Raw genomic sequence first — 21,937 nt, 5'->3', positions numbered from 1 at the left:
ATTCTTTGCTTTCTTTTTTCTATTCTCTTTTAATTATCTTAAAGCCAATTGCCTTACTGAGCTGATCTAAGGTGACCACATCTTCAATTCCAAGTAAGCCTGGTCTTAGCTTGGTGCTTGCCAGAACCTTTGCAACTTCTGCTGCCACAAGCCCGGTAAATTTAGCTTCATCTTTTCCCACCACTTTTAAGGCTTTCCCCTGGGCTTCTGCTGCCGCCATGAACATATCAGAGCCCATAAATGGCTTTTTCATCATCTTTCTAATCCCGGACTGAAGGAAGGGCCATTTGAATACCCCCATTACGTTTACTTTTTGCATAAGATGGAGGAGCCGACTTAAAAAGGCCACATCAAATCCCAAGTATGTGGTGTAAACGAAATCTTCCCTGTTTCTGTTTAACATGTGCTGATCTACAAAATTAAAATTGTAGGTTGGCAGCTGCTTGTTTTTGTATCTGGTAGAAGAAGCCAGGGAAAGCGGTTTTAGCTGGCTGTATTTTTTGTGGGCATAGGGAGTGATAAACTGCTTTAGCGTCCAGGAAATGGCTTCATCTCCGTGCTTGTCCCCCATACCAAGAACTACGTGAAGCCGCACTTCGGCAGGAGGAGTCAGCTTTTTGGTGAGCTCATGGGCCAGGAGATTGGTAATTCCAGGAGCCAGGCCGATTCCAAGAACAATGGAAGCCCGGTCAATGTTTAATTCATAGACCTTTTGTATAAAATCAGAGTTAGCGGTGACATCCATATAGGCCATATCATTTTTGTTGCAGTATTGAATCAGCTTTGTGTCTGTCTGGTCCACACATACAATCAGGGCTCTGATATCCTCAAGAAGTGTCCAGTCCGGATTGTGAATGTCCAGGACCCGGATTTCTGCATTGATGTGACTGGTTTTTAAGAAAGCAGCAATTTTTTCCTGGCTTCGTCCAGCCAGCACAAGGTTTTCGCCGTTTAAGGCCCGGGAAATATATTGGCCCACCTGGCCATGACCTCCCACGATCATTATTTTATCTCTCATAGGAATGTATCAGTCTCCTTTCAATTTTGTTTTTAAACCACAACACAGGAATACGTCTGTTATCGTGTAATCGCATATACTTTTATGATTCCCATGGATCAGAGAATCAATCTGGTTGGTGTAGTTTTATTATAAGTTCATTATACTATAACATTCCTAATATTGTAACAGATAAAAAAAGCTTTAAAAAACAGGAAGCACCACCTTGGAATTTCTGATATAATAGGGGCAAACAGGGGGAATTAAAATGAAGCGCAGACAGGAAAGCATTATATACCAACTGGCTGTCAGCGACAGGCCGCTGACGACCGATGAACTGGCGAAACGACTGTCAGTCAGTTCCCGTACCATAAAATATGAGATGACCGAGGTCAGAGAACATCTTAGAAGCATTGGAGCCGAGCTCATTGCAAAGCGGAATGAAGGCTACTCCCTACATGTTATTGACCAGGAGTTGTTTCAACGCTATTTAGAGCCCATCGGATTTCAATCCAGTCTTGCCAATAACTTCGGCTCCGACGACAATGCCAGGTTTCTTTATATTGCAAGAAAGCTGGTTTCCTCCTCACGTTTTTCCAGACTGGAAGACATCGCAAATGAACTTTACTTATCAAGAAGCGCCATACGGGAAGCGGTCAATCATGTGATGAACTTTTTAAAAAGCTATCATCTGGAAACAGAAAGCAAACCGGGCCTTGGCATTCGGGCATTTGGAACAGAATATCACATGAGACTTGCCATGACAGAGCTCTTTGCAGTACATTTTCATAAGGTGCTTTTAGATAACGCAGGAATGGATTATGCCAAATGGACCACCTGTGATTATGAGGAGAGGCAGGACATTCGCCACGTATTTTTAAAGACACTGCGGGAAACGGAAATCAAGATATCGGATGTCAACACTCAGCGCCTTGCCATTTATTTTATTATCGTAAGAAACCGCTGCCAGGCAGGCTACCGGCTTAAGCTGCCGTCACAGTGGAAGGGAGAGATAAAAGATTCCAAAGAATATTGTCTGGCAGGCAAGATCTATGAAAATCTCAGGGCTCAGTTTGAGGGGTATGACCTTGTGGAAGAGGAGACCATATTTTTGGCCGTCTATTTAATGGCCTGCAGGGATATGTGGAACGTGGATCATCCGGAGATAGAGTACGCCTCTTATTATGGAGAGGCAAGCCTTATATATGAAGAGCTGTGTGATGTGATAAGGGATACGTGCAGACTGGATTTTTTCGCTCAGCCATGGGCGAAAAAGGAATTGATAAGTCTACTTATTTCACTCATCATCCACATTCACTTTGGCTTAGAAAGCATTGACCGGTTCTGGTATGATTATGAAAATCAGGCCTTTAAAAGCCCGGTGTCCTGTGCCATAGCCTCCATTGCGTCGGAATTTTTAAAAGAGAGATTTCAGATTTCTCTTTCTACATCCTTTTATTCCAGATTGGCATCTTTTGTATTTAAGATGGCTTCACTTGCGGAATATGAGATTAAGGGGCAGAAGCTGCTTTTGGTTAATTCCAATGGTCTTGGACTGAATGAAATTATCATAAAAAGGATTTTAAAAAGGTACAAGCCTTTGATAGAGTCTTTTACAATCGTAGAATTATATGAGATCAGAGGGATGAATCAGGAGGAATACGATGTAGTCCTTACGGATACCACAGAGCTTGCCTATCATTATGATCTGCCATGCTGTGTCATCCACACCTTAAGCAGCGAAAAAGAGATGGATATCTTATTTAACCGGAGCCTGATTAAAGCCTTTCAGACGGATGATCTGGTCTTACCGGAGAGTCAGATTGAAATAAATAAAAACTATCACTATACGGATGAACTTCAGTTTCTTCAGTTTTTATCTTTTCGTCATGGAAAAACAGCGAAAGAGCGGGAGGAAGTGTTAAAGCATTTAAAAACCATCAGCCGTTACGACTCCGGGCAACAATTTCCTGCCAGACTTGCCGTATTATATCTTCCTTTTTCCCTATGCAAAGAGGACTGCATGGAATTATATTGTCTACAGTCCCCTGGAACCTGGAAAGGGAAGGAGATTGAATTCCTCCTTCTTTTATCCATTGACTGGAACAATGACTGGAAGAAAGTAAAGGCAATGGAGAACTGCTTGCGCCAGCTTTTTTCTGACTATAGAAGCATGAAGGCTTTTTCCGACAGGGGCCGCCCGGTTCTTTTGGAAATGATTGAAACCTGTATAAAAAGTGAATAATAGATCTATGCAAATATTTGCACTAATTCGAAGCAGAATTAGTGCTTTTCACTTTTTACAAACAAATACCGACATGGAAAAAATGCAGCATCCGTATTATAATAAACGTATCAAAGGAGGAGAGAGCATATGAAAATATTCTTATCGTCTCATGGCCATTTAGCTAGCGGATTAAAGAGTTCCCTGGAAATACTCTATGGGAACTGTGAAAATATTACAGTATTTGATGCATATGTAGATGAAAATTCCGTACAGGAACAACTGGAATTGTTTTTTGAAACAGTAAAGGAAGGAGAGCAGGTTCTTCTGATTTCCGATCTTTATGGAAGCAGTGTCAACCAGGCCATGAGCATGCATCTGCATCGACCCAATACCACTCTTGTGGCAGGAGCGAATCTGGCATTTTTAATTGGACTCATGGGCAGAGACTCCGTCACAGAAGAGGAATTAAACCAATTGATTGAGCAGAGCCGGGAAATGCTTTGTATCGTTCATTTGGAGCAGGATGATAAGACACCAGAGGATGACTTTTTTTAGAAGGAGCGTGAAAAACATGATTGTTATGGTAAGACTTGATGAACGAATGATACACGGACAGGTGGCAATCAAGTGGTCAAGACACACAGAAGTGGACCGGATCATTGTAGCCAACGATGAGGCGGCAAACAATCCGCTGATTCAAAAATCCCTGATGATGGCAGCCCCCAGTACGGCGAAAACAGCCATTAAGGATGTGAATTCTTCCATTGAACTTCTTAAAAATCCAAAGGCAGCGGAGCATAAGATACTGATCATTGTCAGCACTCCTTCAGACCTCTTTCGGATTGTTACGCAAGTACCTGATATCCCCCTTGTGAATGTAGGAAATTACGGCAGGGTAGCAGCAAAGATCAATGCAGAACCAAGAAAATCCTACCGGAAAAACTTATACGCCTACGACGAAGAGGTTGCTGTATTAAAGAAAGTAATAGAAACCGGTATCAAATGTAATTACCAGACGGTTCCGGATGATGCTCCGGAGGAACTATCAAAAATATTGGAATAAGGAGGAGTGAATTATGTCCGTATTAACAGTTGCACTCATTGGTACTCTGACCTATTGGATCTTTTTTGTATTAGATCCCTATATTCTTTCCTGGCAGTGTTTAAATCGTCCCATTGTGGTTGCCCCCATTCTCGGCCTGCTGTTAGGTGATTTTCAAACGGGCATTATCATGGGAGCTTCTCTGGAATCTATCTTCATGGGAATTTCAGCCATCGGAGGTTCTGTTCCGGCAGATGCGCTTTCCGCCAGTATCGTGGCAGTATGTTATACCGTTTTGACCGGCTCTGATGTGGAAACAGGCCTTGCCATTGCACTTCCTATTGGAACCGTTATGGCCTCCTTGTCAAGCATCGTCCTATCCTTTAGCTCTGCACTGGCTCCTTATTGGGAAAAGCTTGCCGTATCCGGAAAGCCTGGAAAGTTCCTTACACAGAACTTAATCTTTTCCGGCTTAATCTATCCCCTTCCCAATGTAATCATCATCTTTTTGGGAATCGCTTTTGGAGTTACTGGTTTAAATAGTGCCCTTGCAGCACTTCCTCCATTTGTCATGACTGGTTTAACCGCAGCTTCCAGCATGATGGTGGCAGTTGGATTTGCCATCCTAATCTCCATGATCTGGTCCAAAGACGTAGCCAGCTTCTTCTTTGTTGGATATGTAATGGCTAAAATCCTTAAAATGGATTCCTTATCCATCGCAATCATTGGAGGAGCCATTGCAATTACCATGTTCTTCTACGAAAAGCAATTGATTGATGTTAAAAATTCCATGGTGGCATCGGAACAGAAGCCATCAGACGATGAGGAGGATTTTTTCTAATGGAAAAGAAAAATTTAAGCATTGAAGAAAAGAAAGTCTTAAAATCTATGTTTATCCGTTCTCATTTGACCTTTTTGTCCTTTAATATGACCAAGATGGAGGCCAATGGCTTTACCGCCACCATGCAGCCAGCCATCGAGAAAACCTACGAAGGCGATGAGGAAGGAAAAAAAGAGGCTTATGCCAGACATCAGAACTTTTTTAATACACACGCTGTTCCATTTTCCTTTATCGCAGGACTATCCTATGCCATGGAAAAGGAGCACAAGGAGAAACAATCCGTTGATGCAAAGACCATTGAAAGCATTAAGGCAGCTTTAATGGGACCTACGGCAGGCATGTTCGATTCCTTGTTCTTTAACTGCTTAAGAATCATTGCAGCAGGCGTTGCCATCGGACTCTGTTCCCAGGGAAACTTTTTGGGAGTCCCCATATTTATCTTCCTGTATGGAATCACCCAGTCAATTTTAAAATACTTTGGTGTCAGATACGGTTATATTTACGGAACTTCATTTATTGATAAGATATTCAGCTCCGGACTCATGCCGGCTCTTAGAAAATCAGCATCTATTCTGGGAGTTACCATGGTGGGAGCGATGACGGCAGGCATTGTTAATGTTCCTCTTAACTGGACCATTCAGATGGGAAAGACCTCTGTGGTGATCTTAGATGTATTAAACTCCATCTTTCCTGGTATTTTGAGCATCATTCTTGTATTATTCCTGATGCGACTGATTAAAAAGGGCAGACGCCCGGTACAGCTGATTGTTGGAATCTTTGCCTTTGCCTTTATTGGAGCCTTTATTGGAATATTCTAAAAGGGAGAGGATGAAACATGATTGTAAAATCGAAACGAATCTACATGGAAGACGGCTTAAAAGATGGGTTTCTGGTAGTGGAAGATGGAATCATAAAGGAATTCTTGCCCCGTACAGATAATCAGGAAGTCATAGATTATGGGGATATGCGTATCATTCCAGGAATCTTCGATACCCATAATCATGGAACCTGCGGCTTTGGTCTCTCTGGCGACGTAACCCAGGAAGAAATCAAAGGCTATCTAAAAGGCTGTGCTTCCCAGGGAATCACCAATGTGTTTCCCACCGCAGAACGAGCTGCCATTGCCGCCGTTGCAAGGGCAGCAAAAGAACATTATGAGGGGGCCTCCATTCTTGGCATTCACAGTGAAGGCCCCTGGTTAAACCGGACCGGAGAAAAAGGAGTGCGAACCGGCTGGCCGGAGGTCTCCTTAGAGACAGCAAAGCAAATGGTTTCTCATGGACAGGGACTTTTAAAGCTGGTAGCCATGGCCCCGGAGATACCGGGAATTGCTCCTTTGACAGAATATTTTTTAAACCAGGGAGTGGTACTGGCCATGGCCCACAGTGACAGTAATTATGAAGAAGCAAAGAGAGCCTATGAAAATGGCTTCTCCGTTTCCACCCATACAGGCAATGTTATGACCGGACTGCACCACAGAGACGTGGGCGGCCTTGGAGCAGCTCTTCTAAATGACCAAGTGGATTGTGAAGTGATTTGCGACGGCATGCATATCTCCCTGGAAATGCTGGAAATTTTCTTCCGGATAAAGTCAACAGAGCATTTTATGATGATATCCGACTGTACTCCATTTTCCGGTGCACCTGAAGGCAGCTATCGTGGATTTGAAGAAGGAATGACCATTCACGTATCCAAAGAGGGGTTTGTCCTTACAGATACCGGGCGACTCATGGGCTCCAGCCAGCCGGTCTTATATGGAATCGGCAATCTGGTGGAAAAGCTTCACATGCCAATGGAGAAGGTATGGCCCATGTTCTCCTTAAACCCCAGCCGAAAGTATGGGTTTGAAAGGAACAAAGGTTCCTTGAAGGCTTTAAAAGATGCAGATTTTGTGGTAATAAACGATGAGTACCATACCATTGCCACCTATTCCATGGGAAAAAAGGTTTACGATGCAAAAGAAGGTCCTGTCTTTAATCCTGATTTCCTAAGGGAATGGAGGCAAAAGGAGGTGTGAAATGAGGAAAAAGCTGATTGTTTCTGCCGATGATTTCGGATTCAGTGAGGCTTATAATTACGGAGCGGTGAAAGGATACCAGGAAGGAATCATAACTGTCCTATCCCTGATGAGCAATATGGCTTCCGCTCCCCATGCAGTAAACCTTGCAAAACGGGAGGTGCCAAAGGCTAACCTGGTACTTCATACCAATTTCGTTCAGGGAAGACCAGTAAGCGAACCAGAACACATCAGGAGTCTTGTCAATGAAAAAGGGCAGTTCTACCGCTCCTATGAATGGAAGGGAGACAATCCCTCTGATAAGAAATGTATTGGTGATATTGTAGTGACAGTGGAGGACTGCTATAAGGAGACGGTGGCACAGCTTAATCGTTTCCGGGAATTGACTGGCCATTATCCCAATCATTTTGAAGGCCATTCTGTCATTAATAAAAATATTTCTGCTGCATTTCATCGGGCAGCCATGGAGTTTCATATCCACTGTATGACAGAGCCGGAGGTGGAGACAGAAGAATGGCATCCGGTTCATGAAATTATGACGGGAAATCCTTTGTTTATGGAAATCCTGGACAGGGGTTTGAGACCGGAAGATATCTATGAGGACCGGTTTGGAATTCTTAACAGTCCTTATGAATACAACATCATCCATTTGCATCCGGGATATGTGGACGCATACATTCTGGATAACTCATCCTTGACCACAGCCCGTTGCAGAGATTTACAGACTGCATGCGACCCGGGAGTCAAACAGTGGCTTCTTGACCACGACGTAGAGTTAGTAGATTTTTCTTCTATTTATAAGTAAAGAAAAGTTATAAGCAAAAACATGGGGTGCCGTATAAAAGCGGCACCCCTTATTTACGATTTAAAGAATCCCTTCCAAATCAAATGGAGGTGTGTACTCCTCCTTTGCACTGCTCTTTTCCTGCATAAAGCCCTTGTCAAGGGAAAGGGATATGGCTTCGTCAAGAACCTTGTTGTATTCATAAGAGGTGATTCTCCGATTGATTTCTGGAAAGTCCTTGCTGCGAAAGAAGGGAGTGTACTGACTTAAAAGGCTGATATAATACATACCCTCAGGAAGCTCCTCCTTCATAAAATGAAGAAGTCTTATGGAATCATCCTTAGCACCCGGAAGAACCATATGACGTATAATGACTCCTTTTTTCATAATGGTCCCATCTTCCTCAAACTCAGGCGCTCCTGTTTGGAGAATCATCTGGAGGATTGCTTTTTTAGCAACCTGAAAATAGTCCTTAGCACCGCTGTAACGCATGGACAGATCCGTACTTTCGTATTTTAAATCCGGAAGCCAGATATCCACATATCCTTCCAGCGCTTTTACCGTTTCCACTGTTTCGTAACCTCCGCAGTTATAGACCACAGGAATAGACAGCTTATTCTTAACCAGGTCAAGGGCAGAGAGAATAGAGGGAAGATACTGGGTGGCAGTGACCAGATTAATATTGTGGGCACCTTCTTCCTGAAGCTTTAAAAAGATATGGGAAAGTTCCTCTACCGATAGCTCTTTCCCCACCCCCTCCTGACTGATGGAATGGTTCTGACAAAAACAGCACCGAAGAGTACAGCCTGAGAAAAATACAGTACCGCTTCCTCTGGTTCCGCTGATGCATGGCTCCTCCCAGTGGTGAAGTGCGGCTCTGGCGGCCTTTATGGTACTTAAGCAGCCGCAGTAACCGGTAGTCGCGCTACGGTCTACCTTACAGTTTCTTGGGCATAAGGTGCAGGATTTATATAAATGGTCGTAATTCATAATGGGTTCTCCTGTTGTTGACAAAGTCACTTTTGTACGTTAATATAATAAACATTATGCTGATCCTTTATAAGAAAAAGCAGGGATTAGCTTTATAAATCAATCCTTAAACGGAAAAAACAGATAGCTATATTTGAAATTATATAAGAAACTTTGAATTTTTTCTACTTTAATCATAGAAAGAAAATAAGGAAAGGAACCATTGATATCATTATGAGCTACAAAGAAGAAATCTGCGAGCAACATTCCCCCAATCTATCAGCCCTCCGTTATGCATTTCCCAAAACAGCGCCTGTTATGGCAGGTTACCTGGTGCTTGGAGCTGCATACGGAATCCTTATGAGCGGCAATGGTCATGGAATCTGGTGGCCGCTGTTAATCAGCGTTTTTGTATATGCCGGAAGCCTGCAGTACCTGGGAATCACATTTTTTGTGGCATTGGTGAACCCCTGGTATGCTTTTTTTATGTCTCTCATGTTAAATGCCAGACATTTGTTTTACGGAATATCCATGCTTGATAAATACAGGGAGGCTGGTAAATTAAAGCCTTATCTGATCTTTGCATTGACAGACGAAACATTTTCCGTTTTATGCAACGAAGAACCCCCAAAGGACATCCCAAAATACATGGTGTATTTTTTTGTATCCCTTCTCGATCACTTCTATTGGGTGGCTGGAACCTTCCTTGGTGCCATTGCGGGAAGCATGATTACATTTAATACGGCGGGAATGGACTTTGCACTGACAGCCCTGTTTGTGGTCATATTTGTAGATCAGTGGAAATCTGGAAAAGGGCATTGGTCGGCGGTCACAGGAATTGTAGCTTCTGTAATTTGTCTTAAGATATTTGGAAGCAGCGGCTTTATTGTACCAGCCATGATCCTTATTCTGGGAATCATCACTTCCGCTTATTATAGGGAAAAGAGAAAGGAGAAACAGTCTTGAATCAGGAAATGATATCATACCTGCTTATTGTAATATCCATGGTGGCTGCCACTGTAATCACACGGTTTCTGCCTTTTATCATGTTTCCCGCAGGCAAGGAAACGCCCCCATACATAGCCTATCTTGGTAAGACGCTTCCCTATGCGACCATTGGTCTTTTGGTGGTCTACTGCTTAAAGGGAGTCTCTTTTCAGTCTTACCCCTATGGGCTTTCGGAGGCATTGTCCGTTGTACTGATTGTCATCCTTCATCATATAAAAGGAAATTCCCTCTTAAGCATTGGAGCGGGAACTGCCTTTTATATGATTCTGACACAGCTTATTTTCCGGTAAGAGCCGGGAATTAATATCCTTCCGGCAATCCTTTTTGCTCCCTGAATTCTTTGGGGGAAAGGCCGAATTCCTTTTTAAACGCCCGGTAAAAGCTGGTGTAATCTGAAAATCCATATTGGTGATAAAGCTCTGTAAATGGAATCCCGGAAAGGATTCCATTTTTGCTTGCATTCAACCGTTTTTTAATGATGTATTGATGAATGGATATTCCCATGTTGTCTTTAAAGACATGGGAAATATGATATTTACTGGAATAGAAAAAGGAAGCCAGTTTGTCCAGGGATAAATCTTCACTGAGATGATTGTTGATATAGTCGCAGAGATTTAAATACAGCACATTTTCATAGGCCACTGGAACCTGATGGAGCATATCGTAGGTAATTCTATTAATCTGCAGAAGAAAGGATAGAACTAAAAGCTCTGCGTTCAGCTTATGAAAGGCTCTATTTCCATGAAGCTCCTCAAGAAGATCCAAAAGCCGCCCCTGAATGTTTTGAAAGGTGATAAAATCTGTTCGGAACCGGTAGCTCTTTTTTTCTTCCGCATACCGGAAGCTGTAGGAAAAATCCTCAGACCAGGTGCACATGGATTCATAATAGCTTCGGCTGATCCAGAGAACAAAGCGCTGATAATTCTTATCCGTGGAATGAAAGATAGGGTGATGCTTTGTGCCGGGAGGTATGAGCAGATAGTCGCCGTATTGCAGGTCATACTGATTTCCAGCCACATCGTAAGTCACATCTCCGCTTAAAAAAAAGTACACTTCATAATAAGGATGGCTGTGATCCACAATATGATTTAAATTGGCATCCTTATAAAAGAACACTTCAAACTCTCCGGAGTTCATATACTGCCGGTCATTAAAACCGGTGGACAATTCTTTTTTCATAAAATCCCTCCTTTTGAAATTCCTATATTGTTTTCATTATAGGACATGACCGCAAGATTTGCAATGTGAACGGCAAATTAATCCATGGTATTACTTCCGTATTTTGTATATACTAAATCCATACTAATGATCCGAACAAAAAAGGAGGTATTTTAATGAAATTATCATTCAGATGGTATGGGGACGATGACAAGGTTACATTACAGAACATAAGACAGATTCCAGGAATGTATTCCATCGTAACCGCTGTATACGATGTTCCGGTTGGTGAAGTATGGAGCCGTGAGACCATTGCACATTTAAAGAAAGAAACAGAGGAAGCAGGACTTGCTTTTGAAGTGATTGAAAGCATACCGGTTCATGAAGATATTAAATTAGGGAAACCAAGCAGAGAACAGTACATTGCAAACTACTGCGAAAATATCAGAAGAGTGGCAGAAGCAGGAATCAAGTGCGTTTGCTATAACTTCATGCCAGTATTTGACTGGACCAGAACCCAGCTTGATCATGTGCTGGAGGATGGCTCTACCACTCTTGTGTATTATCAGGATCAGGTGGATAAGGTAAATCCTCTGGAGTCAGAAGGCGATTTAACTCTTCCAGGCTGGGATTCCAGCTATACAAGAGAAGAATTAAAGCAGGTGGTAAGTGAATACAATTCCATGTCTGAGGAAGATCTTTGGAATAACTTAAAGTATTTCCTGGAAAAAATCATTCCAGTGGCAGCAGAGTGCGGTATCAATATGGCCATTCATGAGGATGACCCATGCTGGAGCATCTTTGGTCTTCCAAGAATTATCACCGATGAGAAGAATCTGGACCGCTTCTTAAAGCTGGTAGACGATCCTCATAACGGAATCACTCTTTGTACCGGCTCCTTAGGCTGTTCCAACCAAAATGACGTTGTTAAGATGGCAGCCAAGTATGCAGCTATGGGACGCGTTCACTTTGTACATGCCAGAAATGTAAAAGTTCTTGAAGATAACAAGGGCTTTGAAGAGCGTGCTCATTTATCCAAATGCGGCTCCCTCGATATGTTTGCCATTTTAAAGGCTCTTCATGACAATGGCTTCGATGGTTATGTGCGCCCGGATCACGGACGCATGATCTGGGGAGAGACCGGACGGGCTGGATACGGACTGTATGACCGTGCCCTTGGTGCTACCTATTTAAACGGTTTATGGGAAGCGATTGAAAAAACAAGCAAATGAGAAAGAAGGGCGATACCATGGCATTGACATTTGGAACAGATTTAAGCGGAAAAGTAGCAGTTGTAACAGGAGCTGGCGGTGTATTATGCGGCATGTTTGCAAAGACACTTGCAGAGGCGGGAGCAAAGGTTGCAGTTCTTGATTTAAACGAGCAGGCAGCAAAGGAAATCGCTGATACCATTGAAAAAGAAGGCTTCACAGCTAAAGCATATAAGGCAAATGTACTGGAACGAAGCAGCCTGGAAGAGGTTCACGCTAGCATTCTGGCAGAACTGGGACCTTGTGATATCTTAATCAACGGTGCAGGCGGAAACAATGCAAGAGCCAACACAGATAAAGAATACTTTGAAATGGGAGATATAGAGGCAGATGTGAAATCCTTCTTCGACTTAGATCAGTCTGGCGTTGAATTTGTATTTAACTTAAACTTCTTAGGAACCCTGCTTCCCTGTCAGATTTTTGCAAAGGATATGATCGGAAGAGAAGGCTGCAGCATTTTAAATATCTCTTCTATGAATGCCTTTACCCCCCTGACTAAGATTCCAGCTTACAGCGGAGCAAAAGCAGCCATCAGCAACTTCACTCAGTGGCTGGCGGTTCACTTCTCCAAGGTAGGAATCCGCGTGAATGCCATAGCACCAGGATTTTTCGTAACACAGCAGAATGAAAAGCTTTTATTTAATGAGGACGGAACTCCTACCAAGAGAACGGAAAAGATTCTTTCCGCAACTCCAATGGGACGGTTCGGAGATGCCAGCGAGTTAAATGGAGCACTCTTATTCTTCTTAAACAATGAGGCAGCAAGCTTTATTACAGGCGTAGTACTCCCAATTGACGGTGGTTTCTCCGCTTATTCCGGAGTATAAGAGACTGTCCCCTGTAGCCGGGAGCATTCTGTCTTTCAATAACATATAAATATACCTTATAAAAAGATATCTTTTTTTGTCATTCTTGATAAAAGAGATATCTTTTTATTATGTTCCTTGAAGTTGCGTCAACTGGTACTATAAATGAAATATATGTAATATATTGTCAATTTATGGATACGTTGACAAAATATTACAAAATAGGATATAATAGTAAAAGCCATGTATAATTTGTAATGGTACACATCACCAATGACAAGACAAGGAGCACAAAACTATGAAGACTTCGGGGGAAAAGAAATGGTTTCAGAGAAGTGAAAAAGAGGGGAAAGGAGTAAAAAAGAAAAAGGAAAGAAAAGTGGGAGCACTGTTTTCTGCTAAGCTTACCATGAAATCATTGAAGATGAAGATGCTCATGTTCATCATCTCAATTATTCTTGCACTGACTGTAACAAATATGGTCATCAGCATCTCAGTCAGCTACAAAGGGATCACGGACGTTGTAAAAAGCGATCTGGAATCCACCGGGAAGCTGGTAAACAGCCTGATCGTACAGAATCTTAGCCAGATGAAGACGAACATCGAAGCCAGTACTCAGGGCGGAAGCTTAAAGTCCATTAACTCACGAGTTGTAACCGAGTACTTAACAAATCAGTGTAAGCTTTATGGCTATAAGGATCTGGAAGTGATTACCCAGCAGGGAGTGGTCACCCGCAGCGCAAGCGGAGATCACGTGGGAGATAATTATTCCGACCGTGAATACATAAAGAAGGCTTTAAACGGAGAAACAGCAGTTTCAACGACAGAACTCGACAGCAATAATCAGCTGGTAATCCGTGTTGCCGCACCTTATGATCTTGGTATTCTTGTTGCCACTTACGATGGCGCTGTATTAAGCAACTTAATTCAGGACCTTCGTATTGGTAAGAGCGGAAATGCATTCTTAATTGATAAGACAGGAACTATGATTGCATGTATCGAACCTGATGTGGTGAATCAGCGTCAGAATTTTATTGAGATGTCTAAAACAGACAAATCTTATCAGTCAGCCGCTCGTACCTATCAGACCATGATTACCGGAAAAACAGGAATCGGTACTTACACATTAAATGGATCCACCAGATTCTGTTACTACAGTCCGGTAACAGGAGCAGACGGCTGGGCACTTGGAGTTGTTGCTCCGGTGAATGAAACAACGACTTCAATCTATACCGTTGTTGCTGCAATGATTATTCTGGGAATAGCTTCCATCGCATTAGGCTGTATCATGGCATTTAGATTTGCTGCACCAATTGCCGGACCAATTTCAGCCATTGCAAAGCGTATGAAGTCTTTATCTGAGGGTGATTTATTCAGTGAAGTACCAGTTGTTAACAGAAAAGATGAGATTGGTATTCTTGCAGAGGAAGCGAACAACTACGTGCAGAGCGTAAGAAATACAAATCACACCATCATAAAGGTTTTAGACAAGATTGCTTCCGGAGATTTCCGTCCATCAGAAATAACGGACTTCAAGGGAGATTATGTTATGGTTCAGCAGGCAATCCAGAGAACGGAAGATATGCTTGCAAAGACCATGGAAACTGTAGAAATTTCTGCTGACGAAGTTGCAAAGAGCAGCGCCCAGGTATCCTCTGGAGCTCAGAACTTAAGTCAGGGAGCAGTAGAGCAGGCAGCAGCCGTTGAGGAACTTTCCTCTTCTGTCAATGAAATTTCAGTCAGCCTCATGAATACTGCAAGTTCTGTTGTAGGCATGAATAAGCAGGCAGGACATGTTGGTAAAGCAATGGAAGAAGGCAATGAGAAGATGCATGAGATGATGGAGTCCATGGATCAGATCAGCCGGAAGTCCAAAGAGATTGAAAAGGTCAATAAGCTGATTGAAGACATCGCATTCCAGACCAACATTCTGGCTCTTAACGCAGCAGTAGAAGCAGCCCGTGCAGGAGAAGCAGGAAAAGGCTTTGCAGTCGTTGCGGATGAGGTAAGAAACCTTGCAGGTAAGAGTGCCAACGCAGCAAAGGATACATCAAGCCTTGTTGCCGATACCATTCAGGCCGTTAACAAGGGAACCCAGCTGGCAGGTTCTACCGGAGATTCCTTAAATACAATTCTGGCAGAGACAAAGAGCATGGTTTCAGCCATTGAGCAGTCTGCAGAGGAATTAAAAGAGCAGAGCGAAAAGGTAAAAGAGGTAACCGCAGGAATTGAACAGATTTCAGCCGTTGTTCAAAGCAACTCCGCCACAGCCGAAGAAAGTGCTGCAGCCAGTGAGGAGCTTTCCGGACAGGCAGAGAATTTAAGTCAGCTTATGAGCCGGTTTAAGATTCGATAAAATAAATAACAGCAATACCAAAGCAGATTTTGTCTTTTTGGTATTGCTGTTTTTTTATTTCATCTATTTTGTTTCGTCCTTTTTTACATTGGCATGTGGAATGTAGTGATAAATATCCTGGTATGCTTCCAGTTCTTCCTCTGTTCCTGGTGTGGCAGGAATAAGACCGGTACAGTCCATAGAGGAACAGGCCTGAATATCAATATCATAATTATTTTTGGCCAGTTTTGATTTTATGATGTCCTTCTCTTTTTCTTCGCTATTGGAACTCATATGATTTCTCCTTTCAATGGGTGAATTTCTTATTTGTTTAGTGTAAGGAAAAATACAGTTATTATTCATTGAGGAATTATATCCATAATTTACGTTATATTTTTTTGCTTTCATCGTTATAAAAAGTGCGGGGCGATTTAGTCCAGAAAAGAATTTAGAATGATGGAGGAAATGATATATGAAAATTGCCTTTTTCGCAAATGATAAACAGCTGGCTGAATTACAGGAAAAAGAAATTTCAGACAGCAGAAAACATTTGTTAAAAGTCGATTATTTTTCCATGGAAGAGAAGCTTCTTCCGATGTTGGATTGCGCCGCGTACGATGTGATAGTGATCTATCCAAAAGGGGGAACGGCTTCCTGCGGGGAAATAATCAGGCAGGTGGATATGAGAGAAAAGTATACTGCATTTTTTAACGGTCATACCTGGGTGTTTGACATCCAGGATATATTTTTTCTGGAATCCTATTACCGGAAAACAAGCGTGGTAATAGAAAATGAAAGAATACGGATTCGGGCAAAGTTAGATGAAGAGGAAGGAAAGCTTCCAAGTGACCACTTCATCCGGATCAATCGCCATAATATAGTAAATATGCAATACGTGAAAAATGTAAAAGGAGAGGCCATTGAGATGCAGAACGGTGATGTTCTGTATGTAAATGACACAAGAAGAAAGAAGTTTGAAAAAAAATACCTTAAGTTTCTGGAAATCAATTTCATGCTTTTGTAGAAAATTGTCGAAAAAGCGCAATAAAACAAGCAAAAAGCGCAAAGCCCATTGCAGGTGCATGAAACAAATGATATTGTTGTCCCATTCAGAAAAACAACTGATTTCATTCATTCTTCGGCATTTTATTTCTATCAATCATATCTTGTAAATCTCTATCATATCAGGACAGACAGCAAATTTTGCCGAATTTGCTGTCTGTTTTTTATTTTATAATCTCATGGAACGCTTCAATAAATAAGGAAAACCTCTTTATAAAATGATATAATTCCTGTATTTGTAAGAAATGTAATAAAATTGTTATAAACAGTCCGAAAACTTTAGGGAAATATAAGGAATTATTCCTGATTTCAATGGAAGTCTATGATACAATCAAATCAGTAACAAAGAGAAATAACCAAAAAGGAGGCAGTGAACGTATGAAACTTGGAAAAATAACAAGAACAATATTGTTTTTATTTGTCACAGTTTGTCTGTTGACCGGATTCACTGTGGTACATAAAGGTTATGAGCTTTACCGAGATGTATTAAGTGAGGACAGTCTGAAGGAACGTGTGGAAGCCATACAGGATAAAGACGGATATACCTCTATTAAAGATCTTCCTGATGTTTATATAAATGCAGTGGTATCTGTAGAAGATAAGCGTTTTTTCAAGCACAATGGAATTGATGTAATTGCCATTGGCCGTGCCGTTTTAAATGATATTCAGGCAGGCCGTTTTGTAGAGGGAGGAAGCACCATCACTCAGCAGCTTGCAAAGAATCTCTATTTTAATCAGGATAAAGAGCTTACCAGAAAAGTCGCAGAAGTGCTTATGGCCTTTGAATTAGAGAAACATTATACAAAAGATCAAATATTCGAATTATATGTAAATTGCATTTATTTCGGCGAAGGATATTACAGCGTCGGTGATGCCAGTATGGGATATTTTAATAAATCACCAGAAGAAATGACGGATTATGAAAGCACACTTTTAGCCGGAGTACCCAATGCCCCTTCCAAATACGCCCCAACAAAGAATTTAAAGCTGGCTCAGATGAGACAGAAGAAAGTGCTTGCAAGAATGGAGGCATGTGGATATTTTTCCTCAGATGAAGTGGAGACCGTAGCCCAGCAGATTGTATCAATCAACTGATTTTACTTGAACAATGATACAACAAAAGGTATAATGATAGAAAAGACAGGGCGTTCTAATTGGAATTCTGCCTCATAGTATGATTACAAAGGAAAAGGGGAAACAGTATGGAGGATAAGGATTTATACAATAAGCTGATGCTTTTGGTGTTTGTTCTGATCGTAGTTCTGCTGTGTGCCGGATCCTACAGTTATTTCAGTGGAAAAAAGTCAGGCGCAAACATAAAGGGTCCAGTAAAAAGTGCCAAGGTACTTGTGCTGGAAGAGACAACGGAACGATATTCTTCATAAAGACAGCGGATACGGACAGGCAGTGATAAATAAAAGCAGGTACCAGAAAAGCATGATAGTTTCTGGTACCTTTTTTATCGGGGAAAGGTTGGGATTTATGGACGTTAGAGAAATGCTTTTGCAGGTTAAGTCTGGAGAAATGGATATGGATACGGCAGAACAGCTGTTAAAGGATCTTCCCTATGAAGAACTTGGATATGCGAAGCTTGATCATCACAGGAAACTGCGTTCCGGGTTTGGAGAGACCATATTCTGCCAGGGAAAACCGGACTCTTACCTGGTGGAAATCTATAAACGCTTATACGATCGGGATGGAGAGGTCTTTGGAACCAGGGCAACGAAAGAACAGTATGAACTGGTAAAAGCGGTCCTTCCTCAAATAACCTACGATCCTATTTCCAGAATATTGAAAGCGGAAAAACCGGAAAAAGAAAGGAAAGGCTGTATCGCCGTTTGTACCGGCGGGACGGCTGACATTCCCGTGGCAGAGGAAGCGGCACAGACGGCAGAGTATTTCGGCTGTCATGTGGACCGGGTCTTTGACGTGGGAGTTGCCGGCATCCACAGGCTCTTATCCCAAAGGGAACGGCTGATAAAAGCCAATTGTATTATTGCAGTTGCCGGTATGGAGGGAGCTTTAGGTACGGTAATAGCTGGCCTTTCGGAGTGTCCGGTGGTGGCAGTTCCAACCTCTGTAGGCTACGGAGCCAGCTTCCACGGACTATCCGCCCTCTTAACCATGCTCAATTCCTGTGCGAACGGAATTTCCGTTGTAAACATTGACAACGGCTACGGAGCCGGATACATTGCGACACAAATCAATCGGATTGCGGAGAAATAAAATGAAGAAAATACTTTACTTGGAATGTAATTCGGGTATTAGCGGAGATATGACCGTAGGCGCGCTTTTAGACCTTGGTGCTGACCGTGAGGTACTTTTAAAAGCTTTGGAAAGCCTGAAGGTGGACGGATACCATCTGCAATTTGGACGGGCAAAAAAGTGCGGGATTGATGCATTTGATTTTCAGGTTCACCTGGAGGATGAGCATGACAAAATGATTGGGCATAGTCATGATGTAGGCCATAGCCATGATGTAGGCCATAATCATGACGAGGAGCATAGCCACAGTGACGGACATAGCCATGGTGAAGAGCAAAGACACAGCGATGGATATAGCCATAACCATAGCGAGGAACATAGTCACGGCGACGAATACAGTCATGACCATAGCGATGACCATAGCCATGGCGAGGAACATAGTCACGGCAACGAATACAGTCATGATCATAGCGACGACCATAGCCATGGTGAGGACCATAGTCACAGTGACGGATACAACCACTATCAAAATGAAGAACATAACCACAGCCAAGACCATAGCCATAGTGATGGGCATAGCCATGGTGAGAACCATAGCCACAGCCATCCCCACCGCAATCTGCAAGACATCTATGAGATCATAGACCGGCTGGAAGCCGGCAACAATGTAAAACATATAGCAAAGCGCATGTTTGAAATAGTGGCAGAAGCAGAGTCAAAGGCTCATGCGCTTCCAATCAGCCAGGTCCATTTTCATGAGGTAGGGGCCATAGATTCCATTGTTGATATCATAAGTGCGGCTGTTTGTATCGATAATCTGGGAGTGACAGAGGTGGTGGTCTCTCCCCTTTCGGAAGGGTTTGGTAATGTACGCTGCCAGCATGGTGTCATCCCGGTTCCGGTTCCGGCCACAGTAAATATAGCATCCCAGTATGGACTTAAGCTTCGGTTTACGGACACCATGGGTGAGATGGTGACACCTACCGGCGCTGCCATTGCAGCCGCACTTAACACCAGAAAGAATCTGCCAGAAACCTTTCGCATCCTTAAAACTGGAATGGGAGCGGGGAAAAAGGATTTTAAGCATGCCAATGTCCTTCGGGCAATGATTCTTGAAGTTCCTGAAGAAGAGGAGCCGAATGAAACCATGTGGGTCCTGGAGGCGAATATTGACGATTGCAGCGGTGAGATGTTAGGATTTGCCATGGAAGCTTTACTGGAAGCAGGAGCGGCTGATGTCTGGAATACACCCATCTATATGAAAAAGAGCCGGCCTGCCTATATGATTTCAGTTCTCTGTAAACAAAAGGATGTCAAGGCAATGGAAGAGCTTTTATTTCTTCAGACAACGACCATCGGAGTCAGGAGATATCCGGTGGAGAGAACGATTCTTGGCCGGGAAAAGAAGCTCATAAAGACAGAGTGGGGAGAGGCAGAAGTTAAGGTTTGCTCCTGGAAGGAAAGAACCTTTTGTTATCCCGAGTATGAAAGTGTAAGAAGTATATGCAAACAGACTGGTATGGATTTTCAGACCGTATATGACAGAATCCGTCATATTACTGAAAATCTCTAAATGGGAGCATAAATTTAATAAAGATTTACAGCTTCGGCGGTTCCAGATACCATAAATTCAAGGGAGCCGCCGCTGAATTTTGCCTTTTTGGCTAAAAAAATGGTTAAAAAATGTTAAAAAATAAAATTTTGTCGATATTTACTATAATTTCGGAGCATTCGGTCGATAACTATATAAATGATTTTATTTTGGGGTGTAAGTATGAAAAAATCTGTATGGATGAAAGCCGGGATAGGAATTATAATTCTTGTCGGCGTAGTTTTTGCCGGGGTTTTCTTCTTTATCTCCAGTTGTGCCAACAGCTTAAAGGTTAATGTCATGAACTTTGACCAGGAATTGAATTTGAAAAAACCGGCTGAGGTAAAGACGAAACCCATTATTTTATTTCTTGGAAACAGCATGACCTATGTCAATGACCTTCCCACGGTTTTTGAAAGGCTGAGCTTAAGCGGTGGATTTGTTCCCGAAATTTATGAGTTGACGGAAGGAAGCTATCGCCTGGCGTATTTTGCAGATGAGACGGATGAGATAGGTGCCGAGGCACTGGATGCCATTGAAAATTATACCTGGGATTATGTGGTGATGCAGGAACAGAGCGGAATTTCTGCCTTTGGGCAGGAGGTTATGTTTCCGGCGGCAAGGGCTCTTGATAATAAGGTCCGGGCTGGCGGCGGACAGTCTGTATTTCTGATGACCTGGGCTTATAAGGATGGCGTATCCCGAAAGCTGCTTGGCAGTGAAGTGGGGAATACAAGGGAAGAGATGCAGACCTTGATGGCAGAGAATTATTTAAATATTTCAAAAGAGCGGAACGCGCTCCTGGCACCAGCTGGAATCGCATTTATGAGGTGTGCAAATACCAATCCGGACATTGAACTATGGGATGCAGACGGAACCCATCCGTCCATTGCCGGGACTTATCTGGCAGCATGCACCTTATATAAGGTTCTCTATGAACAATCTCCGGAGGGACTTAGCTATCCGGAAGAGCTTGATGGGTTTACCGCACTAAAGCTGCAGAAGATAGCGGCAGGAATGAATTAAGAACAACATATTTGGAGGTTAAATTGTGAAGAACAAATGGAACGTTACGATTGATGGGAATCAACATGAGATTATATACACACCTGGCTTTATAAAAGGAAAGCGAACCGTAGACGGTGTTGGAACTATCGTGCAGAATACCAACTGGTTCATGCGGCTCTTTGATGAAGCTTTTGAGGTGGATGGCAAGACCCTTCATCTTACGGCCATTGGCAACAAAGTTGATCTTGCAGTCGACGGGATATACGTGAATTCCAAAAAGCCTTATACCCCATTTAAGACCGTTCCCTCCTGGATCAATATCTTATCAGGAGCTTTGCTTCTGTCTGGAATGGCAACAGGCGGATTGATTGGATTGTTGATCGGTGTTATTTTCGGTATTATGCTGATTACACAGTCCGTATCGCCGAAACGAGACAATCCAAAGCCAATATGCATTGGACTGGCAGCCGTTGCATTGATTCTCCAGATCCTGTTCCTGTTCCTGACTTTTAATCTCTCTCAATAAGATACACTTGTGAAACCGCCAATAAGAGGGAAAATAAAATCCTGAAAGGACAGCATAGAATGTATGTGAATCTTTCAGGATTTTTATATC

The 21,937-nt window shown here is 42.6% G+C and carries 23 protein-coding genes; 19 read left to right on the top strand and 4 right to left on the bottom strand.

The window, feature by feature from the left end; translation table 11 throughout:
* Nucleotides 1–19: 19 nt before the first annotated feature.
* The gene (locus T546_RS0118705) at nucleotides 20–1,018 is read right to left on the bottom strand and encodes a saccharopine dehydrogenase family protein (protein WP_026892943.1); all 999 of its coding nucleotides are present in this window, start codon (nucleotides 1,016–1,018) and stop codon (nucleotides 20–22) included.
* 247 nt (nucleotides 1,019–1,265) lie between these two features.
* On the opposite strand from T546_RS0118705, the gene T546_RS0118700 reads away from it, so the two are divergent.
* The 7 genes from T546_RS0118700 (at nucleotide 1,266) to T546_RS0118670 (ending at nucleotide 7,929) form a co-directional block, all read left to right on the top strand.
* Complete coding sequence (locus T546_RS0118700; RefSeq protein WP_026892942.1) at nucleotides 1,266–3,242, top strand: BglG family transcription antiterminator; 1,977 nt, start codon at nucleotides 1,266–1,268, stop codon at nucleotides 3,240–3,242.
* A gap of 129 nt (nucleotides 3,243–3,371) precedes the next feature.
* Nucleotides 3,372–3,779, top strand: coding sequence for a PTS sugar transporter subunit IIA (locus tag T546_RS0118695; protein ID WP_026892941.1), 408 nt, complete (start codon nucleotides 3,372–3,374; stop codon nucleotides 3,777–3,779).
* A gap of 16 nt (nucleotides 3,780–3,795) precedes the next feature.
* Nucleotides 3,796–4,287: a PTS system mannose/fructose/N-acetylgalactosamine-transporter subunit IIB gene (locus tag T546_RS0118690; protein WP_026892940.1), complete on the top strand. Its 492-nt coding sequence runs from the start codon at nucleotides 3,796–3,798 to the stop codon at nucleotides 4,285–4,287.
* A gap of 13 nt (nucleotides 4,288–4,300) precedes the next feature.
* On the top strand, nucleotides 4,301–5,107 hold the full coding sequence (locus tag T546_RS0118685; protein ID WP_026892939.1) for a PTS mannose/fructose/sorbose/N-acetylgalactosamine transporter subunit IIC: 807 nt from the start codon (nucleotides 4,301–4,303) through the stop codon (nucleotides 5,105–5,107).
* Complete coding sequence (locus T546_RS0118680) at nucleotides 5,107–5,925, top strand: PTS system mannose/fructose/sorbose family transporter subunit IID (RefSeq protein WP_026892938.1); 819 nt, start codon at nucleotides 5,107–5,109, stop codon at nucleotides 5,923–5,925. The genes T546_RS0118685 and T546_RS0118680 overlap by 1 nt, the downstream gene beginning before the upstream one ends.
* 17 nt (nucleotides 5,926–5,942) lie before the next feature.
* Entirely contained in the window at nucleotides 5,943–7,124 is a 1,182-nt protein-coding gene (locus T546_RS0118675) for an N-acetylglucosamine-6-phosphate deacetylase (protein WP_026892937.1), read from the top strand.
* Nucleotide 7,125: 1 nt separating this feature from the next.
* Nucleotides 7,126–7,929 carry a ChbG/HpnK family deacetylase gene (locus tag T546_RS0118670; RefSeq protein WP_026892936.1) on the top strand — a complete coding sequence of 268 codons (804 nt, stop codon included), beginning with the start codon at nucleotides 7,126–7,128 and terminating at the stop codon, nucleotides 7,927–7,929.
* A 60-nt stretch (nucleotides 7,930–7,989) separates the two neighbouring features.
* On the opposite strand, the gene T546_RS0118665 is transcribed toward T546_RS0118670, so the two are convergent.
* Nucleotides 7,990–8,898 carry a radical SAM protein gene (locus T546_RS0118665; protein ID WP_026892935.1) on the bottom strand — a complete coding sequence of 303 codons (909 nt, stop codon included), beginning with the start codon at nucleotides 8,896–8,898 and terminating at the stop codon, nucleotides 7,990–7,992.
* Nucleotides 8,899–9,111: 213 nt separating this feature from the next.
* Between T546_RS0118665 and T546_RS0118660 the strand changes: the two genes are divergently transcribed.
* The gene (locus T546_RS0118660) at nucleotides 9,112–9,843 is read left to right on the top strand and encodes an AzlC family ABC transporter permease (RefSeq protein WP_051629975.1); all 732 of its coding nucleotides are present in this window, start codon (nucleotides 9,112–9,114) and stop codon (nucleotides 9,841–9,843) included.
* 8 nt (nucleotides 9,844–9,851) lie between these two features.
* On the top strand, nucleotides 9,852–10,175 hold the full coding sequence (locus tag T546_RS0118655) for a branched-chain amino acid transporter permease (RefSeq protein WP_034599967.1): 324 nt from the start codon (nucleotides 9,852–9,854) through the stop codon (nucleotides 10,173–10,175).
* A 10-nt stretch (nucleotides 10,176–10,185) separates the two neighbouring features.
* On the opposite strand, the gene T546_RS0118650 is transcribed toward T546_RS0118655, so the two are convergent.
* Nucleotides 10,186–11,064, bottom strand: a complete 879-nt coding sequence (locus T546_RS0118650) for a helix-turn-helix domain-containing protein (RefSeq protein ID WP_026892932.1) — start codon at nucleotides 11,062–11,064, stop codon at nucleotides 10,186–10,188.
* A gap of 155 nt (nucleotides 11,065–11,219) precedes the next feature.
* On the opposite strand from T546_RS0118650, the gene uxuA reads away from it, so the two are divergent.
* From uxuA to T546_RS0118635, 3 genes are all read left to right on the top strand, one after another.
* A complete protein-coding gene (gene uxuA / locus T546_RS0118645) occupies nucleotides 11,220–12,275 on the top strand; it encodes a mannonate dehydratase (RefSeq protein ID WP_026892931.1) in 1,056 nt (351 codons plus the stop codon).
* A 17-nt stretch (nucleotides 12,276–12,292) separates the two neighbouring features.
* Entirely contained in the window at nucleotides 12,293–13,141 is an 849-nt protein-coding gene (locus T546_RS0118640) for an SDR family oxidoreductase (protein WP_024838589.1), read from the top strand.
* A 277-nt stretch (nucleotides 13,142–13,418) separates the two neighbouring features.
* Nucleotides 13,419–15,476, top strand: a complete 2,058-nt coding sequence (locus T546_RS0118635; RefSeq protein ID WP_026892930.1) for a methyl-accepting chemotaxis protein — start codon at nucleotides 13,419–13,421, stop codon at nucleotides 15,474–15,476.
* 63 nt (nucleotides 15,477–15,539) lie between these two features.
* Here the strand turns inward: T546_RS0118635 and T546_RS24000 are convergent, their stop codons facing one another.
* On the bottom strand, nucleotides 15,540–15,749 hold the full coding sequence (locus T546_RS24000; RefSeq protein WP_034599941.1) for a hypothetical protein: 210 nt from the start codon (nucleotides 15,747–15,749) through the stop codon (nucleotides 15,540–15,542).
* A 178-nt stretch (nucleotides 15,750–15,927) separates the two neighbouring features.
* Between T546_RS24000 and T546_RS0118625 the strand changes: the two genes are divergently transcribed.
* The 7 genes from T546_RS0118625 to T546_RS23990 all read left to right on the top strand — a co-directional run bounded on the left by T546_RS0118625 (nucleotide 15,928) and on the right by T546_RS23990 (nucleotide 21,847).
* The gene (locus T546_RS0118625) at nucleotides 15,928–16,479 is read left to right on the top strand and encodes a LytTR family DNA-binding domain-containing protein (RefSeq protein ID WP_026892929.1); all 552 of its coding nucleotides are present in this window, start codon (nucleotides 15,928–15,930) and stop codon (nucleotides 16,477–16,479) included.
* Between the two features lie 416 nt (nucleotides 16,480–16,895).
* The gene (locus tag T546_RS0118620; RefSeq protein ID WP_026892928.1) at nucleotides 16,896–17,612 is read left to right on the top strand and encodes a transglycosylase domain-containing protein; all 717 of its coding nucleotides are present in this window, start codon (nucleotides 16,896–16,898) and stop codon (nucleotides 17,610–17,612) included.
* 107 nt (nucleotides 17,613–17,719) lie between these two features.
* Nucleotides 17,720–17,902 (top strand): hypothetical protein, encoded by a 183-nt coding sequence (locus tag T546_RS0118615; RefSeq protein WP_026892927.1) that lies wholly within the window; start codon nucleotides 17,720–17,722, stop codon nucleotides 17,900–17,902.
* A 97-nt stretch (nucleotides 17,903–17,999) separates the two neighbouring features.
* Nucleotides 18,000–18,743: a nickel pincer cofactor biosynthesis protein LarB gene (gene larB / locus T546_RS0118610; RefSeq protein ID WP_026892926.1), complete on the top strand. Its 744-nt coding sequence runs from the start codon at nucleotides 18,000–18,002 to the stop codon at nucleotides 18,741–18,743.
* A gap of 1 nt (nucleotide 18,744) precedes the next feature.
* Nucleotides 18,745–20,295 carry a nickel pincer cofactor biosynthesis protein LarC gene (gene larC, locus T546_RS0118605; RefSeq protein WP_034599939.1) on the top strand — a complete coding sequence of 517 codons (1,551 nt, stop codon included), beginning with the start codon at nucleotides 18,745–18,747 and terminating at the stop codon, nucleotides 20,293–20,295.
* Between the two features lie 201 nt (nucleotides 20,296–20,496).
* Nucleotides 20,497–21,339, top strand: coding sequence for a DUF4886 domain-containing protein (locus T546_RS23995; protein WP_051629973.1), 843 nt, complete (start codon nucleotides 20,497–20,499; stop codon nucleotides 21,337–21,339).
* A gap of 25 nt (nucleotides 21,340–21,364) precedes the next feature.
* Nucleotides 21,365–21,847 (top strand): hypothetical protein, encoded by a 483-nt coding sequence (locus tag T546_RS23990; RefSeq protein ID WP_051629972.1) that lies wholly within the window; start codon nucleotides 21,365–21,367, stop codon nucleotides 21,845–21,847.
* Nucleotides 21,848–21,937 lie beyond the last annotated feature (90 nt).

Origin of the sequence: [Clostridium] aerotolerans DSM 5434 (assembly GCF_000687555.1) — a bacterium.
GTDB lineage: Bacteria > Bacillota > Clostridia > Lachnospirales > Lachnospiraceae > Lacrimispora > Lacrimispora aerotolerans.
This window is presented reverse-complemented; position numbering and strand designations above follow the sequence as displayed.